At 46.6% G+C, this 14,623-nt stretch carries 12 protein-coding genes; all 12 read right to left on the bottom strand.

The annotated features are described in order from the left end of the window. Positions 1–230 precede the first annotated feature (230 nt). Positions 231–860 carry a uridine kinase gene (gene udk, locus ACKPBX_RS12840; protein WP_086628274.1) on the bottom strand — a complete coding sequence of 210 codons (630 nt, stop codon included), beginning with the start codon at positions 858–860 and terminating at the stop codon, positions 231–233. Between the two features lie 42 nt (positions 861–902). Continuing rightward, entirely contained in the window at positions 903–2,075 is a 1,173-nt protein-coding gene (gene mltG / locus ACKPBX_RS12835; protein ID WP_086628275.1) for an endolytic transglycosylase MltG, read from the bottom strand. 277 nt (positions 2,076–2,352) lie between these two features. Then, the gene (locus tag ACKPBX_RS12830) at positions 2,353–2,685 is read right to left on the bottom strand and encodes a DUF1292 domain-containing protein (protein ID WP_086628276.1); all 333 of its coding nucleotides are present in this window, start codon (positions 2,683–2,685) and stop codon (positions 2,353–2,355) included. An 85-nt stretch (positions 2,686–2,770) separates the two neighbouring features. Next, positions 2,771–3,187 carry a Holliday junction resolvase RuvX gene (ruvX, locus tag ACKPBX_RS12825; RefSeq protein WP_086628277.1) on the bottom strand — a complete coding sequence of 139 codons (417 nt, stop codon included), beginning with the start codon at positions 3,185–3,187 and terminating at the stop codon, positions 2,771–2,773. Then, positions 3,184–3,453 (bottom strand): IreB family regulatory phosphoprotein, encoded by a 270-nt coding sequence (locus ACKPBX_RS12820; RefSeq protein ID WP_086628278.1) that lies wholly within the window; start codon positions 3,451–3,453, stop codon positions 3,184–3,186. Before ACKPBX_RS12820 ends, ruvX begins: the two co-directional genes overlap by 4 nt. 150 nt (positions 3,454–3,603) lie before the next feature. Then, positions 3,604–6,255: an alanine--tRNA ligase gene (gene alaS / locus ACKPBX_RS12815; protein ID WP_319995580.1), complete on the bottom strand. Its 2,652-nt coding sequence runs from the start codon at positions 6,253–6,255 to the stop codon at positions 3,604–3,606. Positions 6,256–6,571: 316 nt separating this feature from the next. Continuing rightward, on the bottom strand, positions 6,572–7,678 hold the full coding sequence (locus ACKPBX_RS12810; RefSeq protein WP_319995579.1) for a DUF7278 family profilin-like fold-containing protein: 1,107 nt from the start codon (positions 7,676–7,678) through the stop codon (positions 6,572–6,574). A gap of 200 nt (positions 7,679–7,878) precedes the next feature. Continuing rightward, positions 7,879–10,377: an SF1B family DNA helicase RecD2 gene (gene recD2 / locus ACKPBX_RS12805; protein WP_319995578.1), complete on the bottom strand. Its 2,499-nt coding sequence runs from the start codon at positions 10,375–10,377 to the stop codon at positions 7,879–7,881. Positions 10,378–10,499: 122 nt separating this feature from the next. Beyond that, positions 10,500–11,624 (bottom strand): tRNA 2-thiouridine(34) synthase MnmA, encoded by a 1,125-nt coding sequence (gene mnmA, locus ACKPBX_RS12800; protein ID WP_086628282.1) that lies wholly within the window; start codon positions 11,622–11,624, stop codon positions 10,500–10,502. A 137-nt stretch (positions 11,625–11,761) separates the two neighbouring features. Further along, entirely contained in the window at positions 11,762–12,355 is a 594-nt protein-coding gene (locus ACKPBX_RS12795; RefSeq protein WP_086628283.1) for a TraX family protein, read from the bottom strand. Positions 12,356–12,470: 115 nt separating this feature from the next. Continuing rightward, the gene (locus ACKPBX_RS12790) at positions 12,471–13,763 is read right to left on the bottom strand and encodes an O-acetylhomoserine aminocarboxypropyltransferase/cysteine synthase family protein (protein ID WP_319995577.1); all 1,293 of its coding nucleotides are present in this window, start codon (positions 13,761–13,763) and stop codon (positions 12,471–12,473) included. 150 nt (positions 13,764–13,913) lie between these two features. Further along, a complete protein-coding gene (locus ACKPBX_RS12785) occupies positions 13,914–14,489 on the bottom strand; it encodes a xanthine phosphoribosyltransferase (RefSeq protein ID WP_319995576.1) in 576 nt (191 codons plus the stop codon). Between the last annotated feature and the right edge of the window lie 134 nt (positions 14,490–14,623).

Below are 14,623 nucleotides of genomic sequence, written 5' to 3'. Positions count from 1 at the left end.
TAATGATTCAATATTCAATATGCAGCACAGGACCGCAGTTCCCTTTTTTTATTGATAGCTGTCCCCGAAAGCCAAAAGGATCCGGGACAGGTAGCATGTCATCCAAAGAGAAATAATCATTTCCTGTGGCTCTATATCGTTTATTGGCTGCCTAATTAATAGTGAATTTAAAATACCATTTAATTCCAGTAAAAGCAATTATATTTTGAAAATATTACAGGCATCTATTATTATTCTGCATTTTCAGACAAAATTGAAGCAATTTTTGTGGTCATCAGATCGATTGCGACTTGATTTTGTCCACCCTCAGGAATGATGATATCCGCAAATTTTTTGGTTGGCTCGATGAATTGCTGATGCATCGGTTTGACCACTGACAGATATTGGTGGATGACAGAGTCAAGCGTCCGGCCTCTTGATTCCATATCGCGTTTGATTCTGCGGATGATACGGATATCATCATCCGTATCCACATAGACTTTGATGTCCATCAGATCACGCAGTCGTTGATCCTCTAAAATCAGGATTCCCTCAACGATTATGACTTCTTTCGGCTCGCGATGGATCACTTTATCGCTGCGTGTGTGCTTGGAGTAGTCGTAAACAGGTTGCTCGACGCTCTCGTATTTTATTAATTTTTTAAGATCTTCGATGAACAAGTCCGTATCAAACGCAAACGGATGATCATAGTTTGTTTTCAGGCGTTCCTCAAATGGCAGATTGCTTTGATCTTTGTAATAAAAATCCTGTTCCAACAGCAAAATGGAAACATCAGTAAACTTGTCTAAGATGGCCCGGCTGACACTGGTTTTCCCGCTTCCCGATCCCCCTGTCACCCCAATAACGATAGGTTTTTTCACTGGTGTATTCTTCCTCTCTTCATGCAGCTCACTTTATTCGTCTTATTCGCTGTCTACGTATTGGCTTTGCAATTGCAAATGTTCTTCATATGTTTCTGAAAAATAAACGATGCCTGTTTTTGTGTCCGCAACGAAATACAGATAGTTCGTATCAGCTGGTGATAGAGTCGCTTGAATGGATCCTTCGCTTGGGCTATTGAATGGCCCAGGCCCCATTCCTGTGTTTCTGTACAGGTTGTACGGCGAATCTATTTCAAGATCCTCGAAAGTCACTAATTCCTTGTGCTCATTCAGCGCATACAAAATACTGATGTCCGATTGGATCGGCATATCGATTTCCAGACGATTAAAGAATACGCCGGCAATGTTCGCACGATCTTCCGGTGTAACGCCTTCTTTTTCGACTAGTGAAGCAATCGTCAGAATTTCATGAAGGGTATGGCCTGAAGAAGCAATCTGCTCTGCATAGGGCGTTAGCACTTCATTCGTCTTCTGCAACATCTGTAAAACCACTTCATCCAAACTATTTCCGGTCATATAATCATAAGTCGCCGGATAGAGGTATCCTTCCAAACGATAACGCGTATCGGTACGTTGGGATGCTTCAGTCAAAATATCAGGGTACTGTGCAGCCGCATTCGTCAAGAATTCCGGTTCATTCACTTTCGCCAAAAATTCATCAGCTGTGAAATCCGTCTTCGCTTCGACTTCCGCTGCGATTTCCTCGATCGTATTGCCTTCTCTTACGATGATTTTGTGATCGCTCGATTGCGGCACAGGACTTCCGCCCGCTTGAAGCGTCGCAATGATATCGTCCAGGCTCATGGAAGGCGATAATTCATAAAAGCCTGCTTGGAAATCAGAAACATTTTGCGTCTTGATGTAGTAGTTGAAGATGGTCGCGTTTTTGATGACGTTGCCTTCTTCCAACAGTTGGGTGATCCCTTTTGTGGACGTCCCTATCGGAATTTCCACTTCGACGACTTCCGTGCTTTCTGGCTCCAATGGCTGAAGTGCGTCTGTTATATATTTGTAGCCGGCAAAACCAACGATGACTCCTAACAGGATCCCTATCGTTACAATTGCAAAAACAATTTTCCGCACTAGCGACCGTTCTTTTTTGCGTATTTTCATTTTGTCTACGGCTTCTTTCTCCAACGTAGGACGAATGAGTTTTTGCTGCTCTTGAGGTTCTTGCTGATCATTTTGAGACAAAGACGAGTCCCTCCTTACTTGAGTATATGGCTATTTGTGGACTATTAGCCATTCGACATCCGTAATTATACACGAAAACCTATATAAATTGAATCTTTTTTGTTATTTGCATAGACATATGGAGCATATTGGACAGTTTTCTCATCATTTTATCAGGCCGGCCCCGGTTGCATGCCAAAAGCTCAAAAAAGCAACGCAGCAACCGCAAAAGAAAAAGAGGACCCAGACAATAATTGTCCCGATCCTCCCTTATTTTCCTTACAAGTCACTGACAAATTTATTGAAGGTCTTCGTCTTCCATAAATGTGTTCAGAACTTCTTCGATCATATCCCATTCTTCATCCGATTCGATCGGCTCTAAATCGCCTTCTCCGCCATCTTCAGTTTCAACATAGGAATAAGCCTGCAATTCGATTTCTTCTCCTTCAGGAGCTCCTGCTGGATAAACCAGCACGTAAGACTTTCCGAAATCTTCTGATTCGAAAGTGAATAAGATTTCGAATAACTCTTCATTTCCGTTCTCATCCACGATTGTGATGTGCTCGTGGTTATCTTCGTGGTCATGGTCGTGGTTATGGTCATGATCGTGATCGTGATTATGTTCAGTCATGGTATGCACCTCTTTATCTAATTATTGTTTTTATCGTTCAAACAAAGGATATTGTAACGCAAATAGGACAAAAAAACCACTTTCTTTACTGGCTGTCCAAATAATTCTGAAGAAGTATGACAGCAGCAAGTTTATCGATTACTTTTTTCCGTTTTTTACGGGAAACATTTCCTTCATTGATCAACATTTTTTCTGCTTGAACAGTGGTGAGTCTTTCATCAACATAATCGACCGGCAATCCCAACTCTTTTTCAAGCAAATTCCCATAAGCGATGGAAGCCTCCGCCCGGAAACCAATGCTGTTGTCCATATTTTTGGGCAATCCGAGTACAAACTTCTCAACTTCATACTCCTTGACCAATTCGGCAATCCGTTCAAGACCAAATATTCCGTTGGCTTCGTCGATTTTGACGATTTCGATCCCCTGCGCCGTCCATCCCATCGGATCGCTGATGGCCACGCCTACCGTTTTTGATCCGACATCCAAGCCCATGAGCCTCATTGGATGATTCTGCCTGTTCCAGAAAGATAGCTTTTCACTAATTCCTCCATTATTTCATCACGTTCGTGACGGCGGATCAGGTTTCTGGCATCGTTATGACGCGGGATATAAGCTGGATCGCCAGAAAGCAGGTAGCCTACAATCTGATTGATAGGATTGTATCCTTTTTCTTCCAATGCGTCATAAACAAGGGCTAATGTCTCTTGGATATTCTTTTTCAGATTATCATCAAAATTGAATAACATCGTTTCATCTTTCGAACTCATAGCGACACCCCAGTTTTCTTTAGTATATTTACCATTTTACAAGAAATGACTAAAAACTACAACAAAGAAATGCCGCCGCCTTTTTGCCGATCGAGTTAAAAACACAGGGGCAGGCATCTTTTTTGGATGCCTACCCCTGGGAAAGGACGCTTATTTTGTATTTTCAGCGATCCAGGACGCAACGTGTTTCAGAGCGTCCGGGATGCCTGCCGGGTTATTGCCGCCTGCTTGAGCCATATCCGGACGACCGCCGCCTTTGCCTCCAGCAAACGGAGCGAGCGTCTTGATCAGATCGCCGGCTTTCAGGCCTTGTTCCAATTTATCTTTGGAAACGGCAGCCAGCATATTGACTTTGCCGTCTGTGGCCGAAGCTGCCACGAAAAGATCAGAGACTGCCTTTTGACGCCATTGGTCAGCCAATTGACGCAAAGCATTCATATCCTGATTCTTCGTTTCATAGGTGATGTACGTTACACCGTTGACGATTTCGACATTTTCAAAGAGATCTTTGGCTTCTGCGTTCATGATTTTGGCTTTCAAGGACTCATTTTCGCCTTGCATTTCCTTCATTTCTTGCTTAAGCTGATTGATTTTACCGGCAACTTCTTTTGTTTGTTGGGCTTTCACAAGTTGTGCCGCCTCGCTCAACTCAGCTTCTTTTGTACGGAAATACTGGTAAGCTGCCTGACCGGTAACTGCTTCGATGCGTCGAACGCCTGCACCGATGCCGGATTCAGACAAAATCTTGAAGACGCCGATGTCCTGCGAATTTTGTACATGAACCCCGCCGCATAGTTCGACAGAGTAGCCGCCGACGTCAACCACTCGGACTTCTTTGCCGTATTTTTCACCGAACAAAGCCATGGCGCCCATTTCTTTCGCCTTATCAACAGTTGTTTCGACAGTTACGACAGGCAATGCTTCCCAAATCTTTTCATTCACGATTTCTTCCATCCGCACCAACTCTTCTGCTGTGACTTGCCCGAAATGGGTGAAGTCAAAACGAAGTTGATTCGGATTCACAAGCGAACCGGCTTGATTGGCATGATTCCCTAAAACATCCTTCAGCGCTTGGTGCAATAGATGAGTAGCTGTATGGTTCTTGGTTATGCTTCTTCTGCGCGCTTCATCCACGTGCAGGATATATGTTTCGTTCGAATGGATTTCCGTCAGGACACGCGCAATGTGCATGGTTTGGCCATTAGGGGCGCGCTTGACGTCTTCGATTTCTGCAATCACTTCACCAGCTTCGGTTTCGATTGTTCCTTTGTCTGCAACTTGTCCACCCATTTCTGCATAGAACGGTGTTTCGCGGAAAATGATCTGAACGCGATCATCTGCAGCTGCTTTTTCGACGATTTCGTCATTCGCAACCATCACTGAAAGCTCGGACGAAATTTTTGTTTGTGCATACCCGGAAAACGTGCTCGGAACCAGTACTTCAGCCCAGACCGGTGATTGCACGGAGAAGGAGTCTTCCACTTGCCTTGCTGCACGGGCGCGGTTACGTTGTTCCTGCATCTCTTGGTTGAACCCTTCTGTATCGACTGTGAAGCCTTTTTCTTCGGCATATTCGCTAGTCAATTCCAACGGGAATCCGTATGTATCATACAGTTTGAAGGCATTCGTGCCGTTTACGGCAGTTTCACCTTTTTCGTTCATCTCTTCAAAGACGCTGTTCAGGATTTCCATCCCTTCATGGATCGTTTCCTGGAAACGTTGCTCTTCATTTGTGATGACTTTGATGATGAAATCTTGGTCCGCTTTGACTTCAGGATAATAAGATTCCATGATGGCTGCCACAACCGGAACCAATTCGTTCAGGAACATTTTTTCGATGCCCAATTTTTGGCCATGCATGACGGAGCGACGGATCAAACGACGCAAAATGTAGCCGCGGCCTTCATTTGATGGCAAGGCACGGTCCCCTATCGCAAAGCTGACGGCGCGGACGTGATCAGCGATGACTTTGAAGGAAATATCCAATGTTTTGTTTTCACCATATTTCTTGCCGTTGCTTAACGTCTCGATTTTTTCGATGATCGGCATGAACAGATCCGTTTCGAAGTTGGTCGGTGTGTTTTGGACTACGCTTGTGACACGTTCCAGACCCATCCCCGTATCGACGTTCTTATGCGGCAGCGGCTCATAGGTGCCATCCGGCTTGTGGTTGAATTCAGAGAATACTAGGTTCCAGATTTCAAGGTAGCGTTCATTTTCACCGCCCGGATACATTTCAGGGTCTCCGTCAGGCAAATCCTGGAAGGCTGGTCCGCGATCGTAGAAGATTTCCGTATCCGGTCCGCATGGCCCTGCTCCGATATCCCAGAAGTTGTCTGCGATCGGAACGATATGATCTTCCGGCAAACCTACTTTTTCCTGCCAAATGCGTTTTGTGTCCGTGTCTTCCGGATAATAAGTGACGTAAAGCAAATCCGGATCGAACGCCAACCATTTTTCATCCGTCAGGAATTCCCAAGCCCAAGGGATCGCTTCTTCTTTGAAGTAGTCCCCGATCGAAAAATTCCCCAACATTTCGAATAAAGTATGATGTCTTGCAGTCACACCAACATTTTCGATATCGTTTGTGCGGATGCTTTTTTGGGCGTTGGTGATGCGCGGATTTTCAGGAATCAACGTGCCATCAAAATATTTTTTCAATGTCGCTACGCCTGAGTTGATCCATAATAAGGTAGGGTCGTTGACTGGTATCAGCGAAGCGCTCGGCTCCACTTTTGACCCTTTCGTTGCCCAAAAATCAAGATACATTTGACGGATGTCACTGCTTTTCAGATTCTTCATTATTACCTTCCTTTTCTCTTCATTTATTTTTGGAGTGGAAAAAATAAAAAACACCCCACTGCATACAAGGACGAATCACGCGGTACCACCTTGTTTGCAATGAAATGTTTTGAGCATTCATTACCTCTCGGATCCGTTAACGCTGGAAGCGATAGTATTTCTACTATATTCACGCAAAGGGAGCATAAACGGATGCGTTTCCTTTCACCAAACGGAAACTCTCTTTTGTTATCCATTCCTATATCCTCTGCTTCAATCAGGAATAAGTATAACCAAAATCACGTCCGCATGCAAGCAGTTCTTAAGAAAAGCCGGGTCACATTTCTATGCGAATGGAACGTCTTGCGCAGTAATAACCGGGTGACAAGGGCTCTTGCTGCTTCGCTTTCAAAGCATCCGCATGGTTTTCATAATAGGTAGCGTAAGGGAGAAGTTTCTCCAGTATATTCTCGGCTTGAATGAAAATCCAGCCGCCTTTGGCCAACAGCCCGTCTTCGACGAGTTCCGGTCCCCAGCCCATGTTCGCGATTTCCAGACCGAACATGTTTTTTTTGTAGAGGTAGCTTTCATCCGGTTCGAACAGGTTGCGATGCAACTGATTTCCCCAACGGAAAAGCCTGCGGGTGGATGCGCCGCAGCAATATTCCCATTCATCGCTGGACAACAGCCCCATGCCATCTTTCTCCAATTGCTTGCGCATCTCTGCATACGTTGTCTGGTAAGGAGCGTATACGGTGTACGTATCCAAATCTTCATTCTGTTGCAGGAAGAAGGCATCATTTTGGACCAGATGCGCCGGAAAATCCGCAAATACCGAGGATCCGTTAGCGCTCGGCATCAAGGCCTGATGAATGTCCTTCTCGTGTATGCTGAACCAATCGGTCTGGCCTTCAAATTTCCCGTTTATGACTGCATAATTCCCGACTTTCGTCATTCCCACATAAGTCGGGCTGACTTCCACCAATAACGGCGGGATCTCTGTCGTCCGGAGCTGCGACATTTGGCTGTTGACCAATTCGTCCAATTCCTCCAACGAATGGATTGGTTCGATCTTCTTCTTCATCCAATGATCGTCATGCAAAAACTCGGCGCCTTGAACAGATAGTTTCAGGCAATTTTCGATGGCGAGGTACATCTCTTTCCTGTCGGAGCTGATGTCCAATGGGTCCAGGCCGTTGATTCCGCTGTCCCAACCGAGGACTGCCTCCTTATGGCCGGGCACAAAAACAAATGGTGCGCCGTTGATGTCCACTGTGAACGTCTCGGTCTTGATGCCACCCATCTGATAATAAGCCGGACGGATATCCGCGACAGCCAACAGGGGATTCACAAAATAACGGACAACGCTGCTGGCCAGAACAAGCTTGTGCTCCATCGGGATGTTCTTCCAGTTCGGATTCATCAATTGATCAAATAGTTCCATTATACCACTCTCTTCTTGTAGCTGTATTGGAAAACCAGTAACTTGCTTTACTGTCAGTATAGCAGAATATTGGGGCGGCGAGTAGCTTATTTCTTTTGCTGAAGCGATCGACTTTAATTGGAGTATTCTGCGCTGATTGATTTTCTGACAGCAGAAAAGTCCGCAGACAAATTCTTCATTGTCTGCGGACTTCTCCCGGATTATTTTTCATTCATGAAAGTTTCCGGCGTTATATTTTCCATGCCGATCATCGGATCGATGCTCCCATCGGAAATCTGCCCGATGGTCAAATGGTAGACGGGTATTATTTTTGGCGACTCTTTATTTTCTGGCTTTTGGGTTGCGGATACTGTAGTTGTTTCGGTGATCGATACAGCAACTTCATTCCCGGCGCCGAGCGCCTTCGTTTCCTTGCTTTCGGCCGGCTCTTCCGCAGTGAAGACCTTGTCATTGTTCAGGTTGTGTTCCAGTTTTTCATGCAGCATCGTTTTCCGGATATCGCCGGTGCTTACGACTGCCGTTTCGAAAGCTTCGTAATCCCCGCACAAAATCAATTTGCTTTTGCTCCTGGTGATGGCGGTGTAAAGCAGATTGCGGCGCAGCATCCGCCCGTACTGTTTCACCATCGGCAGAATGACCATCGTAAATTCGCTGCCCTGCGATTTATGTATGGAACAACAGTAAGCCAAAACGAACTTGTTCCAATTGTTCCGATTGTAGGTGACTTCCACGGTATCAAACAGGATCGTGATCTGGTCGACTTTCTCTTCCGTCTCCTTGGCGAATTGGATGGCAGTGATTTCACCCATGTCTCCGTTGAAGACGTTGTTTTCCGGTTGGTTCACCAACTGAAGCACCTTGTCGCCTACCCGATAGACGACATCAAAAAAAGCGACTTCCCGTCTTTTCTTGTTCCCTTTCGGATTGAAGATCTCCTGCATCATCGTATTGATGGCATCAATGCCGGCAGCACCTTTGTACATCGGCGCCAGAATCTGGATATCCTTCGCGGTGAAACCTTTTGACTTCGCCTTTTCGACGACTTGCCGGATCACCGGCTCGATCTGATGCGTTTGGCAAGGCAGAAACGACCGGTCAGCTTGATTGTTGCGGAAATCGCGCGGGAGGATGCCGTTTTTGATTTCGTGAGCCAACGGGATGATCGACGAATCGCCTGATTGTCTGAATATCTCGTTCAGCTCGACCTGCGGCAACGCTTTGCAGTTCAGAAGATCGAACAGCACCTGGCCCGGCCCGACAGACGGCAATTGGTCCTTATCCCCCACAAACAGCACTTGCATGCCCTGCGGCACCGATTTCAGGAGCCTGTGCATCAACCAAGTATCCACCATCGAAACTTCGTCGATGATCAACAGCTTGCCTTCCAGTTCTTGCGTATAAAGTTCTTCGGATTCCTTTTCCTGGCCCGTCAAACCCAGCAAGCGGTGAATCGTGCTGCCGGGCAGGCCTGTCGTTTCCTGCATCCGTTTTGCTGCACGTCCGGTCGGAGCGGCAAGCAAAATCGGGAAAAGTCCGTCTTTGTAATCCTTAGGGTCTTCCGGCAGATCGTTCAATTCGGAGAACATGCGCACGATTCCTTTGAGAACGGTCGTTTTGCCGGTACCGGGTCCACCGGTCAGGATGAAGAACGGTGAAAGCAAAGCTGCTTTTATCGCTTCGATTTGGGAGGCGCCGTAGCGGATCTGCAGATTTGATTGCAGATGCTCGATTTCCAGATCCAAATCCACTCCCGGATAAGCAATTTTCGTCTTTCGTTTCAGAAGTCTATCGATCGATGATGCGATGCCCTCTTCTGCGAAATAAAGGGATGGGATGGCAAAACGGCTGTGATCCTCGACCACTTTCATCCCCATCACCATCTCCATCAGCGCCTCGATGACGGGCGCATCCTCGATGATGAAGCGCCGGCTTTGTTCAAGCAAGTGGATCGTCCGCTCAAGCAAGACGGTCCCGTCGACATAGGTATCCCCGTTCGAGAGGCAAAGTTCCTGCAATGTCGCAAACAAGCCACCCTTCAGCCGGCTCGTGTGATCCGGAGCGAAATTCAACTCCTCCGCCAATTGATCGGCTTTCTTGAAGCCGATGCCTTCGATATCCTCGAGCAGTCGGTAAGGATTTTCATTTAGGACAGTCAGCGTTTCGGTGCGGTAAAAATGAAAGATATTCGCTGCCTGGTTATTGGAGAAGCCATAGTTACCCAATGCGATCAGGATCTTCTCGGTTCCTTGCGTCTGCATCAGCACATCGCGCATCATTTCCCTTTTTTTGGGCGTCATGCCGCTGATGCTTTTCAGAGCTTCCGGGTCATCAAGGATGACGTCGACCGCTTCCTCGCCAAAAGTTTCCACGATTTTTTCCGCAGTCCGTTTCCCGATTCCCGGGAAACGTTCCCCCGACAAGAATGCAATCAACCCGTTCTTGGAGGTGGGTTTTTCCTGTTGATAGGAATTGGCTTGGAATTGGACGCCGTATCTTGGGTGCTCCACGACCTCACCGAAAAAGCGATAAGCTGTATCTTCGGTTATCTGCCCGAAGCTTCCCGTCACAACAATTTCATCATGCTTTTGCGGGAGATTCGATTCATTGACTGAAATCAGCATGACTTTGTAGAAATTACTCGCGTTTTCAAAGAAAATCGCTTTGATTTCTCCGACGATATAGCCTTGTTCTGTATCCATCCGGATGATCCCCTCCCTTTTTTGACTATTCAGACTTGTTATAAGATTCCTTAAGAACGATACCACAATTCGCGCACAAATTAAAGAGAGGCCGGAGAAAAAACCGACCTCTCACTCATTATTTAGATGTACTGCAGGGTGCGTTCGGCTTGATATGCCTTATCGATTGTGCCCCCACCCAGACACTCCATGCCATCATAAAATACAACTGCTTGGCCTGGTGTAATGGCGCGGACCGGCTCCGCAAATTCCACACGGGCAGTCGTTTGGTCTTCGTTCAGGTAGACAGTGACTGCAGTGTCCTGTTGACGGTAACGGAATTTAGCCGTGCAGGTGAAGACGGATGGTTTTTTCACTTCGGATGTGAAATGGATATCAGTCGCATCCAGACTGTCGGCATACAGGTTCTCATGATGGTAGCCTTGGCCCACGTAAAGCGTGTTGGTCGCCAAGTCCTTGCCGATGACGAACCACGGATCATCGGATTCCCCGCCGCCTCCGATTCCCAAACCTTTTCTTTGCCCGATCGTATAGTACATCAATCCGGCATGCTCACCCATCACATCGCCGCTCAAAGTGACCATTTTACCCGGGATCGCCGGCAGAAAGTTCGTCAAGAATTCTTTGAAGTTCTTCTCGCCGATGAAACAGATGCCTGTCGAATCTTTTTTCTTGGCAGTCGCCAAACCCGCTTCTTCAGCGATGCGGCGCACTTCCGGCTTTTTGATCCCGCCCAGCGGAAACATCGTTTTGGAAAGTTGCTCTTGGGAAAGCTGATTCAGGAAATAGGTTTGGTCCTTGTTGTCGTCCACTCCTCTGAGCAGATGAGCGGTGCCGTCTTCGTCACGGACGACTTGTGCATAATGCCCGGTTGCGACATAATCCGCGCCCAGTTCCATCGCATAATCCAGGAAAGCCTTGAATTTGATTTCCTTATTGCACATGACATCCGGATTCGGTGTCCGTCCTTTCTTGTATTCGTCCAGGAAATATTGGAAGACCTTGTCCCAGTATTCCTTTTCGAAATTGACGGAATAATAAGGAATCCCGATCTGTTGTGCGACAGCCTGAACATCCTTGTAATCTTCGGTTGCCGTGCAGAATCCGAATTCATCCGTATCATCCCAATTCTTCATGAAAATGCCGATGACGTCGTAGCCTTGTTCCTTCAAAAGCAATGCTGTGACAGAAGAGTCAACGCCACCGCTCATTCCGACCACCACGCGTATTTTTGAATTGTCTTGCATGCCTATCACACCCTTACTTTATTTGTGTATTTTATCACTTCTTACAATATATAAGTTAAACCCGATACAAAAAAACAGTTTACACCATCCCGGCGCATATTTCAAGCTTTCTCGCCTGTCCGCATCCAACCCGACAGTCACATCAGCCTGGCGATAAGCATCAGGATAACTTGATGGATAGGGTAATAGGCATATCCGGCCCATTTCGGCAGCGGTCTGATCTGAAAATCAACCGGCAGAAGCATGGGAATGAGCGACACTGCAGCGAGTGCCTGCAACGAGGGGAATTGCATAGCATTCACCAATAAAAACAAAACAATTCCCGCTCCGACATGTTTTTCCGAAAGCACATAGATTGTCCACCCCATCAAAAAGCCATACAAACCGTATTCCGTAAATTGGACCAAAAAGATTGCCGGCAAGATGAACCGGTAGTCTTTGATCGATAAGGCAAAAAGTGCCAAGGTGAAAAGGATATTGAAGACATTCCCTGTTTGGGCGGTTATCGGCATACTGATGAGCCCGGTAAGGACCAACCGCAGCAGATACTTGCGGAAATCACGCGTTTCCCTTACCCCTTGCACGGTTGTGTACAAAAAACAAGGGAAAGCGATGCGTCCGACAACTCGCAGAAAAAGCAATGAGGGGAACAGATAGTAGCCGATATGGTCGATCGTCATTGTGAGGATCGCAATCCATTTGATGAGTGCCGTTTTGTTGTTGTACGCCATTCCTTCACTTCCTTTCTATTCATATTCACCAAGCTGCAAAAGTACTTTCGCAATAAAGAAAACAAAGCAGAAAACCTTGGGAGGATTTCTGCTTCATCTTCAGGTAAACTTTCGATCAGACTGTATAAGGCTTCGCATCCAGGTTCAGAGTTGCCAAAGCTTGCTCGATGTCTTCGATGATATCTTCCACGTTTTCAAGCCCTACCGAAAAGCGGATCAGGCCTGGTGTGATGCCTGCTGCCGCCAATTGCTCGTCGGTCAGCTGTCTGTGGGTCGAACTTGCCGGATGGAGCACACAAGTCCGGATGTCGGCCACATGGACTTCATTGGACGCCAGCTTCAGGCTGTCCATGAATTTGATGGCATTTTCTCTGCTTCCTTCGATCGAGAGCGAAATGACGCCGCACGTTCCGAGCGGCAAATATTTATTCGCCAATTCGTGATACTTGTCTCCTTCTAAGCCAGGATAATTCACAAATTCAACTTTTTCGGATTTTTTGAAATATTCAGCGACTTTCAAGGCATTGCTGCAATGTCTGTCCATCCTCACAGGGAGTGTTTCAAGCCCAAGATTCAATAAGAAGGCAGCATTCGCGGTTGGGTATGCCCCCATGTCCCTCATCATCTGTACCCGTGCTTTTGTGATATACGCAGCTTTCTCGAAGCTTTCCGTATAGACGATGCCATGGTAGGATTCATCCGGTTCGGTGAATTCTGGGAAATTGCCGTTTTTCCAGTCAAAATTGCCGCTGTCGACAATGACCCCGCCCATCTGTACTGCATGGCCATCCATGTATTTAGAGGTGGAATGGACCACAATGTCCGCTCCAAACTCGAACGGTCTGCAAAGGTATGGCGTCGGGAACGTGTTGTCCACGATCAAAGGCACGTTGTTGTTGTGAGCGATCGCTGCCCATTTTTCGATGTCCAAAACGGATAAAGCAGGATTTGCGATGGTTTCACCGAATACAGCCTTCGTGTTCGGTTTGAACATTTTTTGGATTTCTTCTTCAGGCAGTTCTTGGTCGACAAAGGTGCATTCGATTCCGAATCGCTTCAAAGTTACGGCAAACAGATTGATGGTTCCGCCATAAATGGAGGCGGTGCTGATGAAATGATCGCCCTCCTTCAGGATGTTCATCAAGCTGATCATGGTCGCTGCCTGTCCTGATGTTGTGCACAAAGCCCCTACGCCACCCTCCATCGCCGCAATTTTCTCTTCCACGGCCGCAACCGTAGGATTGGAGATGCGCGAATACATGTGTCCGGCAGCCGTCAAATCGAATAATTTACCGATATGTTCTGTCGAGTCATATCTGTACGTAGTGCTTTGGTAGATCGGGAGCGCGCTCGGCTCCCCGTTCCCTGGGTGGTACCCTTCGTGTAAACATTGTGTTTCAATTCTCATTATTGACCCTCCTCATTAAGATAACGCTCATAATCTCATATATATTTAACATTTTACCACAATTCCAAAAGGCTTTGTGGAGATATTGAGGCGAAATCGAAAGATCCCGAGGAACAAAAAAAGACAGAACGTGTCTGTCTTCCGGACTTGCTATTCTTCGATGAACTGTACCGTACCGTTTTCAAAAGCCTTGATGCGCGCCAATGAATAGACATCCATGCCTTGTTCTTCCAGAATTTTTCTGCCTTTTTGGAAGGATTTCTCGATGACGATACCGACACCGGCAATCTCCGCTCCTGCCTGATTGCAGATCTCCATCAAGCCGTTTGTGGCTTGTCCGTTCGCCAAAAAGTCGTCGATGATGAGGACAGTATCGTTTTCGTCAAGATATTGTTTGGAGATTGTGATTTCATTTGTGACATCTTTTGTGAAGGAGTAGACGGTGGCCGAATAAAGATTGTCTCTCATCGTCAGACTCTTTTGTTTTCTTGCAAAAACAACTTTCACTCCCAATGCCAAACCCGTGAATACCGCAGGCACGATGCCGGATGTCTCAACCGTCAGAATCTTGGTGATTTTTTTGTCAGCGAAATATCGTGCAAATTCATCCCCCAATTGTTGCATCAATACGGGGTCGATCTGATGGTTCAAGAAATTGTCCACCTTCAGCACGTTGTCCCCCAACACGATGCCGTCCTTCAATATGCGTTCTTCCAACAATTTCATAAAAAAATCCTCCCTAATCACATTTCGTTCTATCTATCAGCCGCTTGCATGAGTCTGCTAGCATGACATATTTAGGTTTACAAATAACAGTAAAACAATACAGATAATCTTCGCTTTTGTCAACCATCCGTAAG

The sequence above is a fragment of the Trichococcus shcherbakoviae genome, from assembly GCF_963666195.1.
Classification (GTDB): domain Bacteria; phylum Bacillota; class Bacilli; order Lactobacillales; family Aerococcaceae; genus Trichococcus; species Trichococcus shcherbakoviae.
This window is presented reverse-complemented; position numbering and strand designations above follow the sequence as displayed.